Raw genomic sequence first — 19,230 nt, 5'->3', positions numbered from 1 at the left:
TGCGGTTGGGTCGGTTTACAGGTTTTCCGGCTGCGGCATGCCCAGCACGTGATACCCGCCATCAACCCGCAGAATCTCACCTGTGGTACAGGCCCCGGCGTCCGAAGCCAGATAGACGGCTGTGCCGCCCACGGCTTCGAGCGTTGCGTTTGAGCGCAGGGGGGCGTTGGTTTCGGTTTGACGATAGGTCTTGCGTGCGCCACCGATGGCTGCCCCAGCCAGGGTTTTCATGGGGCCGGGTGAAATAGCGTTCACACGGATGCCGTCCGGACCAAGATCATTGGCCAAATAGCGGGTGGTGGCCTCGAGTGCGGCTTTGGCGACCCCCATCACATTATAATAGGGGGTGACGCGATTAGAGCCCTGATAGGTCAATGTCAGCAAGGTGCCGCCATTGTCTTTCATCATGGGATAGGCGCGGCGCGCCACTTCGATAAAGCTATAGGCCGAGATATCGAGCGAGTTTTTGAAATTTGCCCGGCTTGTGTCAAGGAAACGGCCTGTCAGCTCGTTTTTGTCGGAGAAGGCGATGGCGTGCACCACAAAATCGATGCTGTCCCAACGCGCTTTCAGCGCTGCAAACGCCGCGTCCAGCGAGGCGTCGTCGGTGACATCAACGTCAACCATCAGATCGCTGCCAACCCGTTCGGCCAGAGGTGCCAGGCGCTTGCCAAAGGCGTCGCCCTGGTAAGAAAACGCCAGCTCTGCACCGGCTTCGGACATGGCTTTGGCAATACCCCAAGCGATGGAACGTTCGTTGGCAACGCCCATAATCAGGCCGCGTTTGCCCTTTAGTTGATCCGACATGTGGGTCTCCCTCATTCGCCGTTGTATTTAGACAGGATCATTGATCCGTTGGTGCCGCCAAAACCAAAGCTGTTGGTCATCACGCTATCAAGACCGGCGTTTTCGACGTGTTCGCGGGCGATTTCACCCTCGTTGATGCCTTCTGCAAGCGTATCAACGTTGATGGATCTGGTGATGAAGTCATTTTCAAGCATCAACAGGCAAAAGATGGCTTCCATCGCGCCAGCCGCACCCTGGCCGTGACCGGTCATGGATTTGGTTGAACTGATCGGAGGCGTGTTGCCTTCGCCAAAGACGCGGCGGACAGCCTCGACTTCGCCAACGTCGCCAACGGGCGTAGATGTGCCATGGGCGTTGATGTAGCTGACCTTGCGGCCCTCTGGCAGGGTTTGCAGAGCAAGACGCATGGCGCGTTCGCCGCCCTCACCAGAAGGGGCCACCATGTCGTGGCCGTCGGATGTGGCTGCAAAGCCTGTGACTTCGGCATAGATTTTTGCGCCACGCGCTTTGGCGTGCTCTAGATCTTCGAGCACAACAATGCCGCCGCCGCCGGTGATGACAAACCCATCGCGGTCTTGATCAAATGCGCGGGAGGCTTTGGTGGGCTCGTCGTTTTTCTTGCTGCTCATGGCGCCCATGGCGTCAAACAGGCAGGACAGAGTCCAGTCGAGTTCCTCGCCGCCACCGGCAAACATCACGTCTTGTTTGCCCATCATGATCTGTTCGGCGGCGTTGCCGATACAGTGCAAAGATGTCGAGCAGGCAGACGTAATCGAGTAGTTGATGCCTTTGATTTTAAAGGCAGTTGCCAGGTTTGCTGATATCGTCGAGCTCATGCATTTTGGCACGGCGAATGGCCCGATGCGTTTGGTCGCCCCGGTTTTGGCAACAGTTTGATGTGCGGTCAGCATGGCAGATGTGGACGGGCCACCAGAGCCAGCCACAAGGCCCGTGCGTTCGTTGACAATCTGATCCTCGGCAAGGCCAGAGTCCGCAATCGCTTGTTGCATCGCGATATGGGCATAGGCCGCGCCGTCTCCCATGAAACGCAACGTGCGTTTGTCGATGTGATCAGCAGTGTTGATTTTCAACGTGCCCGCAACACGGCTGCGAAAGCCATGTTCGATCATCTCGGGGCTGGCTTCGATGCCAGATTTACCTGCGCGCAGCGCGGTGGTGACTTCTTCTGCATTATTGCCGATTGAGGACACGATGCCCAAACCGGTGACAACTACTCGACGCATATGCGTTCTCCTGATTTTGGCCGCGATGTTCGTCGGGGAGGGCTTAGCTTTCTGAAAGGGCGACTTTCATGTCTTTGACTTCATAGGCGACTTCGCCGTCGATTTTCACAACACCATCCGCAACACCCATCGTCAGGCGACGGGTTTGGATGGCTTTGGTGAAGTCGATTTCATAAGTCAGCAGTTTGTTTTCCGGACGCACCATGCTTTTGAGTTTGACTTCGCCCACACCCAGCGCATAGCCGCGGCCCTGCCAGCCGCGCCAGCCCAGGTTGAAACCGGTCAACTGCCAAAGGCCATCCAGACCCAGACAGCCGGGCATGATTGGATTGCCGGGGAAGTGGCATTCAAAGAACCAAAGGTCGGGCGTGATATCGAATTCTGCCAACACATGACCTTTGCCATGCGCGCCGCCGTCAGCCGAGATTTCGCTGATACGATCCATCATCAACATCGGAGGAGCGGGCAGTTGCGCATTGCCGGGTCCAAATAATTCGCCGCGCGCGCATTTCAGAAGTCCGTCTTTGTCGAAGCTGGTTGGATAATCGGCCATGCAGGCGCGCCCCCTTGTCATGTTGTGTTCTTACCCTCCTCTATCACCCAGATCGTGTGTCCTGCAAGGGCTGGAGGCTGGGTTTGCGCCGGGGGTGGCACATGGATTTGAATTGAATTCCGCGCGGAATCTGCCTAGGGTCGTATCAGAGACAAGCGACAGGCCAAAATGACAGCACAATCCCAAATAGTCGGTACCCGATGGTTGACCCAAAGTGGCGTACGCCCGACGCGTCAACGCGTGGCCTTGGCATCGCTTTTGGTGGGCGATGGGCTGGACCGGCATGTCACTGCAGAAAGTCTGTTTGCCGATGTGTGCAAAGAGGGTGAAAGCGTTTCTTTGGCCACGGTCTATAATACTCTGCGGGCCTTTTGTGATGCGGGGCTCATGCAGGAAATCACGGTGGATGGCTCTAAAAGCTATTTTGACACCAATATTGCGGACCACCCACATTTTTATTGGGAAGATGATCGCATCTTGACAGATGCGCCGGCGGATCAGCTGAATATTGTGGCCTTGCCAGACGCTCCAGAGGGGGCAGAGATTTCCAAGGTAGATGTGGTTATTCGTCTGCGGCGCAAATAGGGCACGACGGCTAGGCTAATCTGATTGTAAGTGCTCAGCGTGACGCGCGGCCCCAAATAGGCACCGCGCTGTTTCTTAGCTGCTTAAGAGCCAATATCGGGTGAGGCCGTAAATATAGACCCCGGTGAACAATACATTGATGTATTTTAATTGTGGCTCGCTGCGCAACCAGCCGCAATAAACCCAAATAAGGCAAAATGGCAGACTGCAAAGCATGGCCGCGAGTTGCCAGCCCTGAACCACGCAAATAGCGCTGCCCAGTCCCAGAACAAAAGCGACCCATTTCATCGGCTGCTCGTAGGCAGCAAACGTCATAAGCGTCATTAATGTAAGAACTTTCTTGTTATCAGCGCCGTGGACCCGGCGTTCTGATATCTATGGTGTAGAGCTTTTTTTGCCTTGAGGCAATATAAGCTACGTCAGTTGGTGTTTGGTTGAATTGGTTCTTTGGCATTAAGCATGCCCAATATTGGGAATTGTGTGTTATCAATGGTTAAGCGCGCAATCATGCGTGTTTTCCCTCATACAGATCGGTTTTAATATGCAAATTCCAGAATGGACGAAACCTGCCCTCATGGGCGCGGGTGCAGGTGCCATTGCTCTGGCAATCGTTGGTTTTAACTGGGGTGGTTGGGTAACCGGCGGTTCAGCAATGCAATTGTCGAAACTAGACTCTCGGGCAGCTGTCGCTATGGCGCTAACGCCTTATTGTGTTCAAAACTCGAAAGACGACCCAATGTCCGCTGATGTGATGTTGGAGCTTGATAAAGCCAGTTCTTTTCAACGTCGTGGCGTTGTCGAGAAAGCTGGATGGGCGACGCCACTTGGTGCCGAAAAGCCGGATAGAGAGTTGGCAGACGCTTGCCAAAAAGCTCTTAATAAGAAAACATAACCAGCGTTCGCCGTCGAATAAGCAATTTGGCGGCGAATGACTTTTGATGACGCCTTTGCCATGGAGCCAAGACATGGGTGATGAGATTACAAAGATTGAACTAAGGTCAGCACTGACCTGTCCGTCTTGTGGTCACGTCGCGGTTGAGACAATGCCAACCGATGCCTGTCAGTGGTTTTACGAATGCAAATCCTGCCACACCGTTCTGAAACCTTTAGAGGGTGACTGCTGTGTGTTTTGTTCCTATGCCACCGTGCCGTGCCCGCCTATCCAACAAGGCGGGGCATGTTGCGGGTGAGGGGCGTTTGACGCTTTTACTCTGTGCCAGATGATCTAGCCGGGAATGTAGGCGTTGAGTTTATTGCCTTCTGGATCGCGAAAATATCCGCCATAAAACCCATGTTCGCCGCGCGGGCCAGGGGCACCCTCGCAACTGCCGCCCAGGGCAAGGCATTTCGCATGCATTGCTTCGACCTGTGCTTTGTCCGCCATTTTGAGCGCGATCATACTGCCATTGCCTTTGGTTGCGGCGGCGCCATCAAAGGGTGATGTGATACAGAAGGCCGGGGCCTCTCTGGAAGGCCCCCAAGCGGCCATCTGGCCGTGCTTCCACAGGCGGTTGATGCCAATGGTCGCAAACAGAGCATCATAAAACGCAAGCGCGGCATCAAAATTATTGGTGCCAATCGTGACGTAGCCAATCAAAATAGTGCTCCTGAAGTTTCAAAAGGGGGGCGAAAAGGGGGTGGTGGGTGCCTAAAACCATTGCCCCGGTTCCATCAGCCCCAATTCCAGCAATTGCCGGCTGTGCCATTCAAACGGCACGGAATTGTGCCATTTAAAGCTGGGAATATCAAAGGTGCTGCCGGGGTTGGTTTTCAGGGCTTTTGCCGTGCGGAACGAACACACGGCGGCGGTGATGTTGTTGTGCCATTCGCAGGCGAAGGTGTTGAATTCCTCGTCTGTCAAAGTGAAATCATCGCGCAGGCTAACGCCCGGCGTGGCCTTGAAAATCGAAATGCGGTCGATCTTGCGTTTGTCTTTGGGCACGTGTTCTTCAAAGCGCCACCGAAGACCGCCGTAAAAATTCAATTGCCGTTCTTTTGGGTGGTTGTGATTGTCTGGGTCATTGCGGCCCAAAGCGTAATAACCGGTTTTGTCGATCAGCGCGTTTTCGATAGACACCGCGTCTTTGTGGGTAGCCAAGTCAGAGGCGTAAAGATCAACCACATAGCTGAGCATGCCGCGCCGCCGCTCTTCGTTATGAAAGGACAGCAATTCGCCAACGGTGCGAGATTCGCAAAACGGGTACATCAGATATTCGGCGTTAAAGCAGTAATAGATCCATGCACCGGGCACGGCCTGGGCCACTTTATTGACCATATCGATCATCGCCTGTCCCGTGGTGTTTTCCATATCCACCCGCAGAATGTCTTCTTCGAGCTCGTAATGCATTTTGAAGCCTTTGGGCATAAAGGCGACAACCTGTTTAAAACCCAAGGCAATATGGTGGCGCAGAGTCGAGTTTATTTCGACTTCATCCTCGACAAAAATCAGCGCCAAGGGCCCCTTGGTATCCAAGGTTTCTTTGGAGGTCTGTAGATGTTCAAACGACGCGAAACTCATGATCTTACCACTGCTCTGATTTGGTGTTTTTTACATAGACTCGGTTAAATTGTCGTGCATTGCAAGCCAGTGCAAAACTGATGTAAGACAGCGGCTTGAAACCGCAGCCTGATTTCCAAGGGGCAGGACCATGGCCGAGACCAAAAAACTTTTCATCAAGACCTATGGGTGCCAGATGAATGTCTATGACAGCGAGCGCATGGCCGAAGCCATGGGTGGCGCGGGCTATGAGGCCACGGAAACTGCGGAAGACGCGGATATGATCCTGCTGAATACCTGCCATATTCGCGAAAAAGCGGCCGAAAAAGTCTATTCAGAACTGGGGCGCATGAAGGCGCTTAAGACCGACCGCCCGAATTTGAAAATTGGCGTTGCGGGCTGTGTGGCGCAGGCCGAGGGCGAAGAGATCATGCGGCGTCAGCCCGCGGTGGATTTGGTGGTAGGGCCACAAGCCTATCATCGGCTGCCTGAGATGGAAGAAAAGATCCGCAGTGGCGCGCGGGCGCTGGATACGGATTTTCCAGAAGAAGACAAATTCGAAAAACTGAAATCGCGCCCAAAGGCCAAACGTGCCCCGGCGGCATTTTTGACCGTGCAAGAAGGCTGTGACAAGTTCTGCGCCTTTTGCGTTGTGCCCTATACCCGTGGGGCCGAAGTGTCACGGCCGGTGGATCGGATTTTGACCGAAGCGCGCGATTTGGTAGAACGCGGCGTGCGAGAAATCACATTGCTGGGGCAAAACGTGAATGCCTATCATGGGGCAGGGGGCGATGGTGGCAGCAAGACTCTGGCCGATTTGATCTGGCAGTTGGATAAGGTGGACGGATTAGAACGTATTCGCTTCACCACAAGCCATCCAAATGACATGCAAGAAGATCTAATCGAAGCCCATGGCACCTGTTCAAAGCTGATGCCTTATCTGCATTTGCCCGTGCAATCTGGCAGCGACAAGATTTTAAAACGCATGAATCGCAGCCATACGGCCGAAAGCTATTTGCGGGTGATTGAACGTATTCGTGCGGCGCGACCTGATATCTTGCTGTCCGGCGATTTCATCGTGGGCTTTCCCGAAGAAACCGAAGCAGATTTTCAAGCCACGCTGGATTTGATCAAAGCGGTGGAATACGGCCAAGCCTATTCGTTTAAATATTCCACCCGTCCGGGCACCCCGGCGGCAGAGCGCCCTCTGGTGGATGACGCAGAAGCAACCGATCGTTTGCAGCGCTTGCAAGCGCTTTTGACCCAACAGCAGCGCGACGTGCAAAACCGGATGGTAGGGCGCGAAGTCTCTGTGTTGCTGGAACGCCAGGGACGCGACCCAGGTCAGATGGTGGGCAAATCCGAGTATCTTCATTCGGTGCATTTGGATGCGGCAAATCACCAGATCGGCGAAATCGTGCGGGTCAAGGTTGTGCAAAGCATGACCAATTCATTGACGGGCGTTTTGGTTTAGATCTGTAATTCGCCGCCCCATGCGCTGTGGCAGCGCGCGTGCTTGTAAAGTCACTACCGCTGATTATCCTTGGTCAGGCTACCATATATTGTGATTAATCCTTCACATGCCCCAGAAATTTGCTAAAGTAAGCCCATTACAGGACTTCGCATAACCCGTCGCCAAGTGAAGCGCGGGAGACGAGGCAAGCAGAGGACATGATCGTGGCGGACAGATTTATTGCGACCGCGCGCAAAATGGTGGGAGGCGCTGCAGTGGCAGCATTGACCTTGACCACATTGACTGGCGCGGCATTCTCACAGGGTACAAAAACCGTTCGGGCACAGGATTATGTGCCAACCATTTGGGTTGACCCGGATGGGTGTGAACATTGGGTGATGGATGATGGGGCCGAAGGCTATATGAGCCCGCATCTCACACGTCAGGGTCTGCCGGTCTGCCGCGATGGCTATCTGTGTGGCGAATTGAACTCTGATCAGTTCTTTGCCTCTGGCAGTTCCGCGCTGGGCGCAGCAGGTCGCAAAAAGATCGCTGAATTCTTCAAGAGCGCCAATGCGCAATTCTATATTGTCACCGGGCATACGGACAATCGCGGCAGCGACGAAGCCAATATGGCTTTGAGTTTCCGCCGCGCCGCAGCGGTTGCGAAAGTTGGGGCAGGCGCCGGGGCAGATATTGCTGATGTGCGCGCCTATGGCGAACGTAATCCACGCGCTTCTAATCGTTCTTCGAAAGGCCGGGCGGAAAACCGGCGTGTCGAAATCATGTGTATCCGCTAAGGGAGTTGGGTCATGAAAGTTGTTAAACTCTTTGCCGCACTCGCAGCTGCCACCGCCCTAGCGGGGTGTTTTAGCGAAGAATCCGGTGGTGAAATCACCGATAAAACTGTGGACGGCGGCTATGACAAAAAGCACTTAAGCCAATTGGTTGCTGGTGTTTGGGTTGATCCGAATGGCTGCCACCACTGGATCATCGATGATGGCAACGAAGGCTACATGGATGCGCGGCTTGACCGCTACGGCAAACCAGTCTGCGCCCCAATTGCACCGCCTTCAACAGCGACAGGAGCCTATAAGGCTGGCACATTCTTTAACGATCCTGCGTAAGCGAGACGCTAAAAAATTGTACAACGCAGGTTGGCCACATGGGATTCATGTGGCCAATTTTTGTAACGCTTGCGTGAAATTATACCTGTCAATACTTGCACTTGCACCAACAACTTGTCACGCTAAGACTCAGACACATTCAACCTAGGAGACTTATTTGGCCACCAGCGCCCTGACCCCACCGCCCGCCAGCGAAACCGTTGCTGAAAATTTGCTCGAGTTTCCTGATAATCGACTTTTGATAGATCTTTGTGGCGAATATGACCGCAATTTGGCGGATATAGAGCAGAAGCTGAGTGTTCAGATCATCCGACGCGGCAATCAATTGGCATTGCTGGGCGAAGAGCCAGCCCGGATTGAGGCCGCAGAGGTTTTGCACGCGCTTTACGAACGGCTTGAAACTGGTAAATCCGTCGAAAAAGCGGATGTGGACCGCGAGTTGCGCATGGGTGGCTCGGAAAAAAACACCGGCACCCGCGATGGCGATCAGATGGAGCTGTTCCGGGGCGGTAAGGTTGAAATAAAAACCCGCAAAAAACTGGTAGAGCCGCGAACAGACGCGCAAAAAGCCTATGTGCAAAGCCTGTTTCAACAGGAATTGGCCTTTGGGATCGGCCCGGCGGGCACCGGCAAAACCTATCTGGCTGTCGCCGTGGCGGTCAGCATGTTCATCAGCGGAGAGGTCGACAAGATCATCCTGTCGCGACCAGCGGTCGAAGCCGGTGAAAAGCTGGGCTATCTGCCTGGTGACATGAAAGACAAAGTCGATCCCTATATGCAGCCGCTTTATGATGCGCTTAATGACTTCTTGCCCGGCAAGCAATTGGCGAAATTGATGGAAGAAAAGCGCATCGAGATTGCACCCTTGGCCTTTATGCGCGGCCGCACCCTGGCTAATGCATTTGTGGTGCTGGACGAAGCGCAAAACGCCACAACCATGCAGATGAAGATGTTTTTGACCCGTCTGGGCGAGGGCTCGCGCATGGCCATCACCGGTGATCGCAGTCAGGTGGATTTGCCGCGTGGCGTGACTTCGGGCTTGCGCGATGCCGAACGGCTGTTGTCAGATGTCAAAGGCATCAGCTTTAACTACTTCACCGCAGATGATGTTGTGCGACATCCGCTTGTGGCCGCGATCATCAAGGCCTATGACGCGGACTCCAAAGAAGCATAATAATTGTGCTTGATGAAAATACCCACGGGGGTTTGGGGGCTGTCAGCCCCCATGCGTTTGCGCAATGACAATAGATATCAATTTTGAAGACCCGCGTTGGCAGGATCTTGGCATACAGGCGCTGGCAGATCAGGCAGCAGATACCAGCTTGACCTACCTTGGTCTGCAGCCCCAAGACTGGGAGATCAGCGTATTGGCCTGTGATGATGGGCGGATTCAAGGGTTGAATGCCGATTTTCGCGACAAGCCCAAACCCACCAATGTCTTGTCCTGGCCCTCCGAAGAACGCGCGGCGCTAGACCCCGGTGCGCGGCCAGAATTGCCAAAAGGGCCCGACACCGAACTGGGCGATATCGCCATTGCCTATGAGACCTGCGCACGCGAAGCCACGGAACTGGGCAAGTCCATGCAAGACCATGTCACACATTTATTGGTGCACGGGGTGTTACATTTGCTGGGCTATGACCATATCCGTGACCAAGATGCCACTTTGATGCAAGATATAGAAACACAGATACTTGGCAAAATGGGTCTGGCTGACCCATATAGGGATATAACGGGGTAATCCCCCAATTTGGAAAGGTACGATGGGCGACAGCACCGACGGGTCCTCTAGCGCAGCGCAAAGCGCGCAGCTCGAGGCCCATGATAAAAAGAAATCAAGCGGATTTTTCCGAAGATTGATTGAGGCCATTAGCCCTGAAGACGCGGCAAATGGCGTGGCGGTTCCACAGGCAGAGCGGATCCAGACCCCGACACATGGGATGATCAACCTGCGCCGTATGCGGGTCGAGGACGTCGCTGTGCCCAAAGTGGACATCACTGCGATTTCGGCCACCATGGGCCGCGCCGAGGTGGTCGAACAATTCCGGGAAAGCGGGTTTACTCGCCTGCCGGTTTTTGACGGCACTTTGGATACGCCCATTGGATTTATTCACCTTAAAGATCTGGCGTTGAAACATGGGTTTAATGGCGCTGGCGGACGGTTTGCGTTGCGTCAAATGCTGCGCCCGTTGTTGTTTGTGCCACCATCGATGCCGCTGGGCGTTCTGTTGACAAAAATGCAGACCGAGCGTCGCCACATGGCGCTGGTGATTGACGAATATGGCGGCGTTGACGGCTTGGTGACCATCGAGGATTTGATTGAGCAAGTGGTTGGCGAAATCGAAGACGAGCATGACCAGGAAGAAGTGACGCTTTGGACCGAAGAGGCACCGGGATGTTATCTTGCCTGGTCCAAAACGCCGCTGGATGAGTTCCAGCATGTGATTGGCCGGTCTTTGACCGACGGCGAAGAGATCGACGACGATGAAATCGACACGCTGGGCGGGTTGGTCTTTATGCTTGCAGGACGGGTGCCGGCCCGTGGCGAAGTGGTGGTGCACCCGGATGGCACGGAATTTGAGGTCATTGATGCGGATCCCCGGCGCATCAAACGCCTGCGTGTTTTGTTGACCGAAGCACAGGCGCATGTGGCTGAATAAAACGCTGGACAGCCTAGAGCGTCCCAAAGGTTTGGGGCGTTTTTTACGGTTTGCCATGGCGCTTGCATTGGGGGCGATTGCCAGCCTTGGGCAGGCCCCATTTGAGCTGACATTTCTGTCATTGCTGGGATTTGTGATCGCTTTGGCTTGGTTGTCGCGGCTGGAATTGGCGGTGCGGGCTGCCTGGTTTGGCTGGGCATTTGGGTTGGGATATTTCGCGCTGGGTCTGCAATGGTTGGTGTCGCCATTTATGGTCGAGCCTGAGCGTCATGGCTGGATGGCCCCCTTTGCATTGCTTTTCATGGCGGGCGGATTGGCGTTGTTTTGGGCGGCAGCTTTTGGTGTAGCACGGCGCTTTGGATCTGTTGCCGCGCTTATTATAACATTGCCCCTAGCAGAGCTGGCACGCGCCTATGTTTTTACTGGATTTCCCTGGGGCATGCCGGCCTATGGGGTGGTAAACAGTCAATTGGGGCAAGGGGCAGCTTGGGTTGGGGCACATGGATTGAATGTGATCTGGCTTGGTCTGGCCTATGCGCTTTGGGCTGTGATGCAGAAAACGGGTGCCCTGCGGCTGGGCTTTGCTGGGGGCGCGGTTTTGGGCGTTGTCGTGATTGCAATGGCACCACAGGCGCAAGTGGTTTCCAAAGACGCGCCCGTTATTCGGCTGGTGCAGCCCAATGCGCCGCAGCATCAAAAATGGGACATCGCCTATATGCGGGTGTTCTTTGAGCGCGGCTTGGAATACACCGCCACCGGTTCAAAAAGACCTGATTTGATCCTGTGGCCTGAAACCAGCTTGCCCGATACTTTGAACTACGCCGAGACCCCATTGCGTATGGTGACGGAGGCGGCCCAGGGAGTGCCGGTGATTGTGGGGGCCAATCGACTGCAAGGCGCACGGCTGTTTAATGCCGCTGTTTTGCTGGATGCATCGGGCGAGATCGCAGACATTTATGACAAGCACCATTTGGTGCCCTTTGGCGAATATCTGCCGTTTGGCGAGCTGCTTGCGCGGTTTGGCATTCATGGACTGGCTGCCAGCGAGGGGCAGGGGTTTTCCGCCGGGCCGGGGCCCAAGACAATGGATCTTGGGGGCCTGGGCAAGGCGCTGTTGTTGATTTGTTATGAGGCAGTTTTTGCCCAAGATGTGGCTGGCTATGACGATCGGCCTGATTTTTTGCTGCAAATCACCAACGATGCGTGGTTTGGCGATTTCTCGGGGCCTTATCAGCATTTGGCGCAGGCCCGTATGCGGGCAATCGAACAAGGTCTGCCGTTTGTACGGGCTGCCAACACCGGTGTTTCTGCGATGATTGACGCCAAGGGGCAGATCGTTGCGGCCTTGCCGTTGAACCAGGCTGGTTATTTGGATGTGTTGTTGCCGGTGCCAAATCCAAAGACGATTTATGCCGAAACCGGCGATTTGCCGATATTTATGTTACTTTTGCTGAGTTCCTTGGGCCTTTGGGTCAGAAAGCGACGCAATAGCAATTGACCCGGGGCGGTTGCCACCCTAAGTCGATGCCAATCATGACTGTCACAACGGCTTCCTGGCGTGGCAGATGAAATCTAATGGAGCAATTCATGGCCAGATCGAATTACGTTTTCACCTCCGAGTCTGTTTCGGAGGGCCATCCAGATAAAGTGTGTGACCGCATTTCTGATGCCGTGCTTGACGCTTTGTTGGCAGAAGAGCCAGAAGCCCGCGTGGCTTGCGAGACCTTTGCCACCACAGATCGCGTTGTGATTGGCGGCGAAGTTGGCCTGTCTGACCAAGCAAAGCTGCAAGAGTATATGCAGAATGTCGACGGCATCGTGCGCGCCTGCATCAAAGATATTGGCTATGAACAAGACAAGTTTCACCACGAAACGGTTGAGATCACCAATCTTTTGCACGCGCAATCTGCGCATATTGCACAGGGTGTAGATGCGACCGCTGACAAAGAAGAAGGGGCCGGTGATCAGGGCATCATGTTTGGACATGCGACCCGCGAAACACCGGATCTGATGCCTGCGCCGATCCAATATGCCCATGCCATTTTACGGCGTCTTGCCGAGGTGCGCAAAAGCGGCGAACAGACGGTGCTTGGGCCAGACGCAAAAACCCAACTTTCGGTGCGTTATGAAAATGGCAAGCCTGTGGGGGTCTCGTCGTTGGTCTTGTCTACGCAGCACCTGGATGAAAGCCTGACCAGCCAGGACATACGCGGCATTGTTGCGCCCTATATCACCGAAGTTCTGCCAGAAGGGTGGCTGACCGCCGAGACCGAATGGCATGTGAATCCTACGGGGAAATTTGTCATTGGGGGGCCAGATGGTGACGCGGGTCTGACCGGTCGCAAGATTATTGTGGATACCTATGGCGGCGCTGCCCCGCATGGTGGCGGTGCGTTTTCTGGCAAAGACCCGACCAAAGTGGACCGCTCTGCGGCCTATGCGGCGCGCTATTTGGCAAAGAATGTTGTGGCCGCCGGCATGGCCGACAAATGCACCATTCAGCTGTCCTATGCGATTGGCGTCTCTAGGCCTCTGTCGATCTATGCCGACACCTATGGCACGGGGCAGGTGGACGACGCGGCCATCGAAGCGGCGGTTGGGCAGATCATGGATCTGACACCGCGCGGCATTCGCGAGCATCTCCAGTTGAACAAACCGATTTATCAACGCACAGCCGCCTATGGCCATTTTGGCCGCACACCAGATGCGGACGGCGGCTTTAGCTGGGAACAGACCGATTTGGTCGAGGCGTTGAAAGCGGCGGTTTGATCAGAGGGTTTTGCCGATTTTAAGTGGGGCGTGGTAATTCGGATTGCCGCGCCCTTTTTGTTGTCGGCGCAACGAGACTTGACCCAAGCGGTGACCTGCGGCACATGGGCGCCATCCAAAATGAGAGACCACAATGTCTGACGATCGCTCTGATACTCCTGACCAGCACCCTTCGGGCGCGCCTTGGCGCAATTTTTATGGCCGCTTTAAGGGCAAAGGGCTGCGCAAGTCTCAAGAGGCTTGGCTGGAAGAAGATCTGGCCAAATTGGCACCTGGCAAGGTGGGCTGGGAGGAAAACCCAAAGCGTGACAATATTGATTTGAAAGCGCTGTTTGGGGATCGCGATGTCTGGCTGGAGGTTGGCTTTGGCGGTGGCGAACACATGGTGCATCAGGCCAGCCAAAACCCCGATGTTGGCTTCATTGGTTGTGAACCCTATATCAACGGGGTGGCGATGCTTTTGGGCAAGATCCGCGACAGCGGAGCAGGGAATATCAAAGTGCATCCGGGGGATGCGCGCGATATGTTTGATGTTCTGCCCGAAGCCTCTATTTCAAAAGCGTTTTTGCTCTATCCTGATCCGTGGCCAAAGAAACGGCATCATCGTCGGCGGTTTGTCACCCAGGAGCATTTGGAGCCGCTGGCACGGGTGTTGAAGCCCGGTGCGATTTTTCGGGTGGCGACGGATATCGAGGACTATGTGCGCCAGACCTTGGAAGAGGTGCCGCGTGCAGGGTTTGATTGGTTGGCCGAGCGCCCGGGGGATTGGCAAACGCCTTGGGATGATTGGATTTCAACCCGCTATGAACAGAAAGCCTTTCGCGAAGGTCGCACGCCGCATTATCTGACGTTTGTGCGCAAAGGCTAAGGCGGCGCAGGGGCGCTGCCCCTCGCTGTGAAACTTGTAGTTTCACCGCTCACCCCGGAGTATTTATTGAAAGATGAAGATTGGGGTTTTGTGGGCAGGAGCCTTTCCTAGCCATGGACCTTGGGGATGTTCTGCGCTAACAGCTTTTGCCAAGAGCAGAAGAGGATTGCGCATATGTCTGGCCACGGCACCCCCATTCCAATGACGTCTCGGCCCTGTGGGCCCCTGAAAGGCGAAGCCCATGTGCCCGGAGACAAGTCGATTTCGCATCGGTCTTTGATTTTAGGGGCTTTGGCGGTTGGGGAAACCCGCATTCAGGGCCTGCTTGAGGGCGAAGATGTATTGGACACCGCCAAGGCGATGCGGGCGTTTGGCGCTGAGGTGACCAATCACGGTGGCGGATCATGGTCTGTGCATGGGGTGGGCGTTGGCGGTTTTGCGGAACCTGACACTGTGATTGATTGCGGCAATTCCGGCACCGGGGTGCGGTTGATCATGGGCTGCATGGCCTCGAGCAATATCACCGCCACCTTTACCGGCGATGCGTCGCTAAATTCGCGGCCCATGGCGCGGGTCACGGACCCGATTGCCTTGTTTGGCGCACAATCTGTAGGCCGGGCTGGTGGGCGTTTGCCAATGACCATTGTCGGGGCGGCGGATCCGGTGCCGGTGCATTACGAGGTGCCGATGCCCTCGGCGCAGGTGAAATCCGCGGTACTGTTGGCGGCGTTAAATGCGCCGGGGCAAACCGTGGTGATTGAAAAAGAAGCGACGCGCGATCACACCGAACGCATGTTGGCGGGGTTTGGCGCAGAGATTTCCACCGAAGTGACGGATGCGGGCCGTGTAATTACACTGACCGGGCAGCCGGAGTTGAAAGCGCAAGACATTGTGGTGCCGCGGGATCCATCCAGTGCGGCCTTTCCGGTTTGTGCCGCGGTTGTCACCCCAGGCTCTGATGTATTGGTGCCCAATATTGGCTTGAACCCAACGCGTGCCGGTCTGTTTACCACGTTGCGTGAAATGGGCGCCGACCTGACTTATGAAAATGAACGTGAAGAAGGTGGCGAGCCAGTTGCAGATTTGCGCGCGAAGTTTTCGCCGGACCTGAAAGGGATTGCCGTTGATCCGACCCGTGCGGCCTCTATGATTGATGAATACCCGGTGCTGTCTGTGGTGGCGGCCTTTGCGGCGGGCGACACGGTGATGAAGGGTGTCAAGGAATTGCGCGTCAAGGAGTCTGATCGCATTGATGCGATGGCCAAGGGGCTGCGTGCCAATGGGGTGACCGTAGAAGAAGGCGATGATTGGTGGGTTGTCAAAGGTCTGGGCCATGGCAATGTGCCGGGTGGGGCGACCTGTGCCAGCCAGCTTGATCACCGTATTGCCATGAGCTTTATGATTTTGGGCATGGCAGCACAAAATCCGGTGAGCGTGGATGATGGCGGGCCAATAGCCACATCTTTCCCGATTTTTGAAAGGTTGATGGCGGACCTTGGGGCGCGGGTTGAGCGCTCTGAAAGCTGAAATTAGCGGGTTGTCATGAGTATTACAGTTGCAATTGATGGGCCTGCGGCGGCCGGTAAGGGCACGATTTCCAAGGCGGTTGCGGCGCATTTTGGCTTTGCGCATTTGGACACGGGCCTATTGTACCGCGCTGTTGGGGCCAAGACCTTGGCGGGATTTGAAGCGATAGCAGCGGCGCAAAGCCTGCAAGCCGAAGATCTGGATGCGTCAAACTTGCGGTCTGCAGAGGTGGCACAGGCCGCCTCGAAAGTGGCGGTGATTGCTGAGGTGCGTGCCGCTTTGGTGGATTTTCAACGCGCCTTTGCGCAGCGGTCCGGCGGGGCTGTGTTGGATGGGCGCGACATTGGCACCGTGATTTGCCCAGAGGCGCAGGTGAAACTGTTTGTGACAGCCAGCGCAGAAGTGCGCGCCGAACGCAGGTATTTGGAACTGGCGGCCAAAGATGGAGATGTGACGCGTGCGGATGTTTTGGCAGATGTCAAAGCCCGTGATGCGCGTGATATGACTCGCGCTGAGGCCCCTTTGAAACCGGCAGAGGATGCGGTTTTGATTGATACCACCGATCTGGATATTGCGGCGGCAATTGCCGCGGCTGTGCGGCAGGTATCGTCGGCAATCTAACGGACGTCTAGCCTGCGGGACATACGTAGATAGGCGATATCTTGTTTATAAAAGATATCTCCTGTGGCTTGAAACCCATGGTGCTCATAGAATCCAAGCGCGGACTGGCGGGCATCAAACCAGAATGTCTGGGCTTGCAAATTCCGCGCCAGCGCCACGAGGTGTATTAACATTGCGCTGCCATATCCTTGGCCCTGATGATCTGGGTGGGTCGCGAATTTGCGCAGCCTGAGGCTGTCATCGTGCCAAAACAACGACGCGACACACACAAGGGCTTGGTCCTTTTTAATGCCGAAATGCAACGCGTCTTGGTCTCCGGTCACCTTACTGAATGCAATTGGGTGATTGGGCCAAAGAACGGCCTGTCGCAGGGGCAAAACATCGGCCGCGCCAAGCTTTAGAACCTTGGGTGAGTCTTGCTGTTGATGTACGGGCATAAAGCTGGGCTTTCCAAAGTCGCTATGGCTTTGATGCATAGGCGATCTAAGGTGCGGTTGAAAGTTTTGAAGCCGTTGTAATTTGGTTCTTGCACCTTGCGTTACAAGGGGTTTGGAGCTATAGAGCGCCTGTCGAAACGGCGATACAGCCGCGGAATAAAGAGAACGAGCAAGGGCTGGGGTAAACCGGCCCTCTTTGTTTTGCGTATCGTCAGGACCAATTCGTCCCAAAAATGGGGCATTAACCAAGACCGGCGGAGACAACCGCGCGGCCAGATAAAACGATTTGTAAAGGAAACATGAGACCTCATGGCTCAAAACGTATCTATGGAGGACTTCGAAGCCCTTCTGAATGAAAGCTTCGAAATGGACACCCCTCAAGAGGGTTCCGTTGTTAAAGGCAAGATCATCGCGATTGAAGCGGGTCAGGCCATCATCGACGTCGGTTATAAAATGGAAGGCCGCGTTGAGCTTAAAGAATTCGCAAATCCTGGTGAAGCTCCTGAAGTTGCTGTTGGCGACGAAGTAGAAGTCTTCTTGCGCGCCGCTGAAAACGCGCGCGGCGAAGCGGTTATCTCTCGTGAGATGGCGCGTCGTGAAGAAGCTTGGGACCGCCTGGAAAAAGCATACGCAGACGATGCACGCGTCGAAGGCGCGATCTTTGGCCGCGTCAAAGGTGGTTTCACTGTGGATCTGGGTGGCGCAGTTGCGTTTTTGCCTGGTTCTCAGGTCGACGTACGTCCCGTACGAGATGCGGGCCCATTGATGGGTCTGAAGCAGCCATTCCAAATCCTGAAAATGGACCGTCGTCGTGGCAACATCGTTGTGTCCCGTCGTGCGATCTTGGAAGAGTCTCGTGCAGAACAGCGTGCTGAAGTTATCGGCAAGCTGGCAGAAGGCGATGCGGTTGACGGTGTTGTTAAGAACATCACTGAATACGGTGCATTCGTTGATCTGGGCGGCGTTGATGGCTTGCTGCACGTCACCGACATGGCATGGCGCCGTGTGAACCACCCATCTGAGATCTTGTCGATCGGTGAAACCGTTAAGGTTCAGGTCATCAAGATCAACAAAGAGACACACCGTATCTCTTTGGGCATGAAACAGCTGATGGACGACCCATGGGATCTGGTTGCGGGCAAGTACCCACTGGAATCCACACACACTGGTCGCGTCACCAACATCACCGATTACGGTGCATTTGTTGAGCTGGAGCCAGGTGTTGAAGGTCTGGTTCACGTGTCCGAAATGTCTTGGACCAAGAAAAACGTACACCCAGGCAAAATCGTTTCCACTTCGCAAGAAGTCGAAGTTATGGTTCTGGAAATCGACGGTGCAAAACGTCGTGTGTCCTTGGGTCTGAAACAGACTATGCGCAACCCATGGGAAGTGTTTGCAGAAACACACCCAGAGAACACCGAAGTTGAAGGTGAAGTTAAAAACATCACTGAATTCGGTCTGTTCATCGGTCTGCCTGGCGAAATCGACGGCATGGTTCACCTGTCTGATATTTCTTGGGACGAGCGCGGCGAAGACGCCATCCAGAACTTCCGCAAAGGCGATGTTGTCAAAGCGGTTGTGTCTGAAGTTGACGTTGAAAAAGAGCGTATCTCTTTGTCGATCAAAGCCCTTGGCGGTGACAAATTCGCAGAAGCGACAGGCGGCGTGAAGCGCGGCTCTATCGTGACTGTTGAAGTGACTGCGATCGAAGATGGCGGCATCGAAGTGGTTTATGAAGGCATGAAATCCTTCATCCGTCGCTCTGATCTGGCCCGTGATCGTGCGGACCAACGTCCAGAGCGCTTCAATGTTGGCGACAAAGTTGACGTGCGCGTGACCAACGTAGATGGCAAAACACGCCGTCTGGGTCTGTCTGTGAAAGCACGTGAGATTGCAGAAGAGAAAGAAGCCGTCGAACAGTATGGTTCTTCTGACTCTGGTGCATCTTTGGGTGACATCCTGGGCGCAGCCCTGAAAGGTGACGAGTAATCTTTAGATTGCTTGACGCTTGAAAAATTGAAGCCCCGCTTGAGAAAGCGGGGCTTTTTTGTAAGTTCTCTGGGCTCGCTGTTTAGGCTGCTAAT

The 19,230-nt window shown here is 54.8% G+C and carries 21 protein-coding genes and 1 riboswitch; of the genes, 15 read left to right on the top strand and 6 right to left on the bottom strand.

What is annotated here, in order from left to right; genetic code table 11:
• Positions 1–15: 15 nt before the first annotated feature.
• Genes ABXG94_RS07115 through fabA form a run of 3 tightly spaced genes read right to left on the bottom strand, consistent with a single transcriptional unit; the run spans position 16 to position 2,604 of the window.
• Entirely contained in the window at positions 16–807 is a 792-nt protein-coding gene (locus tag ABXG94_RS07115) for an enoyl-ACP reductase FabI (protein ID WP_353533151.1), read from the bottom strand.
• Between the two features lie 11 nt (positions 808–818).
• The gene (gene fabB, locus ABXG94_RS07110) at positions 819–2,051 is read right to left on the bottom strand and encodes a beta-ketoacyl-ACP synthase I (protein ID WP_353533150.1); all 1,233 of its coding nucleotides are present in this window, start codon (positions 2,049–2,051) and stop codon (positions 819–821) included.
• Between the two features lie 43 nt (positions 2,052–2,094).
• On the bottom strand, positions 2,095–2,604 hold the full coding sequence (fabA, locus tag ABXG94_RS07105) for a bifunctional 3-hydroxydecanoyl-ACP dehydratase/trans-2-decenoyl-ACP isomerase (protein WP_353533149.1): 510 nt from the start codon (positions 2,602–2,604) through the stop codon (positions 2,095–2,097).
• A gap of 168 nt (positions 2,605–2,772) precedes the next feature.
• Here fabA and irrA point away from each other — a divergent pair, with 168 nt between their 5' ends.
• The 3 genes from irrA (at position 2,773) to ABXG94_RS07090 (ending at position 4,379) form a co-directional block, all read left to right on the top strand.
• A complete protein-coding gene (irrA, locus tag ABXG94_RS07100) occupies positions 2,773–3,189 on the top strand; it encodes an iron response transcriptional regulator IrrA (RefSeq protein WP_353533148.1) in 417 nt (138 codons plus the stop codon).
• Positions 3,190–3,658: 469 nt separating this feature from the next.
• The gene (locus tag ABXG94_RS07095; RefSeq protein ID WP_353533147.1) at positions 3,659–4,081 is read left to right on the top strand and encodes a hypothetical protein; all 423 of its coding nucleotides are present in this window, start codon (positions 3,659–3,661) and stop codon (positions 4,079–4,081) included.
• Between the two features lie 46 nt (positions 4,082–4,127).
• Positions 4,128–4,379 (top strand): GDCCVxC domain-containing (seleno)protein, encoded by a 252-nt coding sequence (locus tag ABXG94_RS07090; protein WP_502901683.1) that lies wholly within the window; start codon positions 4,128–4,130, stop codon positions 4,377–4,379.
• 35 nt (positions 4,380–4,414) lie between these two features.
• Here the strand turns inward: ABXG94_RS07090 and ABXG94_RS07085 are convergent, their stop codons facing one another.
• Together ABXG94_RS07085 and ABXG94_RS07080 are read right to left on the bottom strand one after the other, a co-directional pair.
• Positions 4,415–4,786 (bottom strand): VOC family protein, encoded by a 372-nt coding sequence (locus ABXG94_RS07085; protein WP_353533145.1) that lies wholly within the window; start codon positions 4,784–4,786, stop codon positions 4,415–4,417.
• Between the two features lie 51 nt (positions 4,787–4,837).
• A complete protein-coding gene (locus tag ABXG94_RS07080) occupies positions 4,838–5,707 on the bottom strand; it encodes a hypothetical protein (protein ID WP_353533144.1) in 870 nt (289 codons plus the stop codon).
• 130 nt (positions 5,708–5,837) lie between these two features.
• Here ABXG94_RS07080 and miaB point away from each other — a divergent pair, with 130 nt between their 5' ends.
• The 11 genes from miaB (at position 5,838) to ABXG94_RS07025 (ending at position 16,709) form a co-directional block, all read left to right on the top strand.
• Entirely contained in the window at positions 5,838–7,160 is a 1,323-nt protein-coding gene (gene miaB, locus ABXG94_RS07075) for a tRNA (N6-isopentenyl adenosine(37)-C2)-methylthiotransferase MiaB (protein WP_353533142.1), read from the top strand.
• Between the two features lie 197 nt (positions 7,161–7,357).
• Positions 7,358–7,939, top strand: coding sequence for an OmpA family protein (locus tag ABXG94_RS07070; RefSeq protein WP_502901682.1), 582 nt, complete (start codon positions 7,358–7,360; stop codon positions 7,937–7,939).
• Between the two features lie 12 nt (positions 7,940–7,951).
• Entirely contained in the window at positions 7,952–8,266 is a 315-nt protein-coding gene (locus ABXG94_RS07065) for a hypothetical protein (RefSeq protein WP_353533139.1), read from the top strand.
• 157 nt (positions 8,267–8,423) lie between these two features.
• The gene (locus ABXG94_RS07060) at positions 8,424–9,440 is read left to right on the top strand and encodes a PhoH family protein (RefSeq protein WP_353533137.1); all 1,017 of its coding nucleotides are present in this window, start codon (positions 8,424–8,426) and stop codon (positions 9,438–9,440) included.
• A 64-nt stretch (positions 9,441–9,504) separates the two neighbouring features.
• Positions 9,505–10,005, top strand: coding sequence for an rRNA maturation RNase YbeY (gene ybeY, locus ABXG94_RS07055; protein ID WP_353533135.1), 501 nt, complete (start codon positions 9,505–9,507; stop codon positions 10,003–10,005).
• Between the two features lie 22 nt (positions 10,006–10,027).
• Positions 10,028–10,924 (top strand): hemolysin family protein, encoded by an 897-nt coding sequence (locus ABXG94_RS07050; RefSeq protein WP_353533134.1) that lies wholly within the window; start codon positions 10,028–10,030, stop codon positions 10,922–10,924.
• Positions 10,911–12,422 carry an apolipoprotein N-acyltransferase gene (gene lnt / locus ABXG94_RS07045; protein WP_353533133.1) on the top strand — a complete coding sequence of 504 codons (1,512 nt, stop codon included), beginning with the start codon at positions 10,911–10,913 and terminating at the stop codon, positions 12,420–12,422. Before ABXG94_RS07050 ends, lnt begins: the two co-directional genes overlap by 14 nt.
• Before the next feature lie 36 nt (positions 12,423–12,458).
• Positions 12,459–12,507: riboswitch (SAM-SAH riboswitch) on the top strand.
• 4 nt (positions 12,508–12,511) lie between these two features.
• The gene (gene metK / locus ABXG94_RS07040) at positions 12,512–13,693 is read left to right on the top strand and encodes a methionine adenosyltransferase (protein ID WP_353533132.1); all 1,182 of its coding nucleotides are present in this window, start codon (positions 12,512–12,514) and stop codon (positions 13,691–13,693) included.
• Between the two features lie 133 nt (positions 13,694–13,826).
• A complete protein-coding gene (gene trmB / locus ABXG94_RS07035; protein ID WP_353533130.1) occupies positions 13,827–14,561 on the top strand; it encodes a tRNA (guanosine(46)-N7)-methyltransferase TrmB in 735 nt (244 codons plus the stop codon).
• Between the two features lie 174 nt (positions 14,562–14,735).
• The gene (gene aroA / locus ABXG94_RS07030; protein ID WP_353533129.1) at positions 14,736–16,088 is read left to right on the top strand and encodes a 3-phosphoshikimate 1-carboxyvinyltransferase; all 1,353 of its coding nucleotides are present in this window, start codon (positions 14,736–14,738) and stop codon (positions 16,086–16,088) included.
• 15 nt (positions 16,089–16,103) lie between these two features.
• Positions 16,104–16,709 carry a (d)CMP kinase gene (locus tag ABXG94_RS07025; RefSeq protein WP_353533128.1) on the top strand — a complete coding sequence of 202 codons (606 nt, stop codon included), beginning with the start codon at positions 16,104–16,106 and terminating at the stop codon, positions 16,707–16,709.
• Here ABXG94_RS07025 and ABXG94_RS07020 read toward each other — a convergent pair.
• Entirely contained in the window at positions 16,706–17,185 is a 480-nt protein-coding gene (locus ABXG94_RS07020; RefSeq protein ID WP_353533127.1) for a GNAT family N-acetyltransferase, read from the bottom strand. The two genes, ABXG94_RS07025 and ABXG94_RS07020, sit on opposite strands and share 4 nt — an antisense overlap.
• Before the next feature lie 270 nt (positions 17,186–17,455).
• Here ABXG94_RS07020 and rpsA point away from each other — a divergent pair, with 270 nt between their 5' ends.
• Positions 17,456–19,135, top strand: a complete 1,680-nt coding sequence (rpsA, locus tag ABXG94_RS07015) for a 30S ribosomal protein S1 (RefSeq protein WP_353533126.1) — start codon at positions 17,456–17,458, stop codon at positions 19,133–19,135.
• Positions 19,136–19,230: the final 95 nt, after the last annotated feature.

The organism is Cognatishimia sp. WU-CL00825 (assembly GCF_040364665.1).
Taxonomy (GTDB): domain Bacteria; phylum Pseudomonadota; class Alphaproteobacteria; order Rhodobacterales; family Rhodobacteraceae; genus Cognatishimia.
The sequence above is the reverse complement of the archived record's forward strand: the minus strand, read 5'-3'. Positions and strand labels throughout refer to the sequence as shown.

What these genes read in the sequence shown, in the direction of transcription:
- ABXG94_RS07115 (WP_353533151.1), bottom strand. Translation starts at nt 807, where the DNA reads ATGTCGGATCAACTAAAGGGCAAACGCGGCCTGATTATGGGCGTTGCC.
- fabB (WP_353533150.1), bottom strand. Translation starts at nt 2,051, where the DNA reads ATGCGTCGAGTAGTTGTCACCGGTTTGGGCATCGTGTCCTCAATCGGC.
- fabA (WP_353533149.1), bottom strand. Translation starts at nt 2,604, where the DNA reads ATGGCCGATTATCCAACCAGCTTCGACAAAGACGGACTTCTGAAATGC.
- irrA (WP_353533148.1), top strand. Translation starts at nt 2,773, where the DNA reads ATGACAGCACAATCCCAAATAGTCGGTACCCGATGGTTGACCCAAAGT.
- ABXG94_RS07090 (WP_502901683.1), top strand. Translation starts at nt 4,128, where the DNA reads ATGACGCCTTTGCCATGGAGCCAAGACATGGGTGATGAGATTACAAAG.
- ABXG94_RS07080 (WP_353533144.1), bottom strand. Translation starts at nt 5,707, where the DNA reads ATGAGTTTCGCGTCGTTTGAACATCTACAGACCTCCAAAGAAACCTTG.
- miaB (WP_353533142.1), top strand. Translation starts at nt 5,838, where the DNA reads ATGGCCGAGACCAAAAAACTTTTCATCAAGACCTATGGGTGCCAGATG.
- ABXG94_RS07070 (WP_502901682.1), top strand. Translation starts at nt 7,358, where the DNA reads ATGATCGTGGCGGACAGATTTATTGCGACCGCGCGCAAAATGGTGGGA.
- ABXG94_RS07065 (WP_353533139.1), top strand. Translation starts at nt 7,952, where the DNA reads ATGAAAGTTGTTAAACTCTTTGCCGCACTCGCAGCTGCCACCGCCCTA.
- ybeY (WP_353533135.1), top strand. Translation starts at nt 9,505, where the DNA reads ATGACAATAGATATCAATTTTGAAGACCCGCGTTGGCAGGATCTTGGC.
- ABXG94_RS07050 (WP_353533134.1), top strand. Translation starts at nt 10,028, where the DNA reads ATGGGCGACAGCACCGACGGGTCCTCTAGCGCAGCGCAAAGCGCGCAG.
- lnt (WP_353533133.1), top strand. Translation starts at nt 10,911, where the DNA reads ATGTGGCTGAATAAAACGCTGGACAGCCTAGAGCGTCCCAAAGGTTTG.
- metK (WP_353533132.1), top strand. Translation starts at nt 12,512, where the DNA reads ATGGCCAGATCGAATTACGTTTTCACCTCCGAGTCTGTTTCGGAGGGC.
- trmB (WP_353533130.1), top strand. Translation starts at nt 13,827, where the DNA reads ATGTCTGACGATCGCTCTGATACTCCTGACCAGCACCCTTCGGGCGCG.
- aroA (WP_353533129.1), top strand. Translation starts at nt 14,736, where the DNA reads ATGTCTGGCCACGGCACCCCCATTCCAATGACGTCTCGGCCCTGTGGG.
- ABXG94_RS07025 (WP_353533128.1), top strand. Translation starts at nt 16,104, where the DNA reads ATGAGTATTACAGTTGCAATTGATGGGCCTGCGGCGGCCGGTAAGGGC.
- ABXG94_RS07020 (WP_353533127.1), bottom strand. Translation starts at nt 17,185, where the DNA reads ATGCATCAAAGCCATAGCGACTTTGGAAAGCCCAGCTTTATGCCCGTA.
- rpsA (WP_353533126.1), top strand. Translation starts at nt 17,456, where the DNA reads ATGGCTCAAAACGTATCTATGGAGGACTTCGAAGCCCTTCTGAATGAA.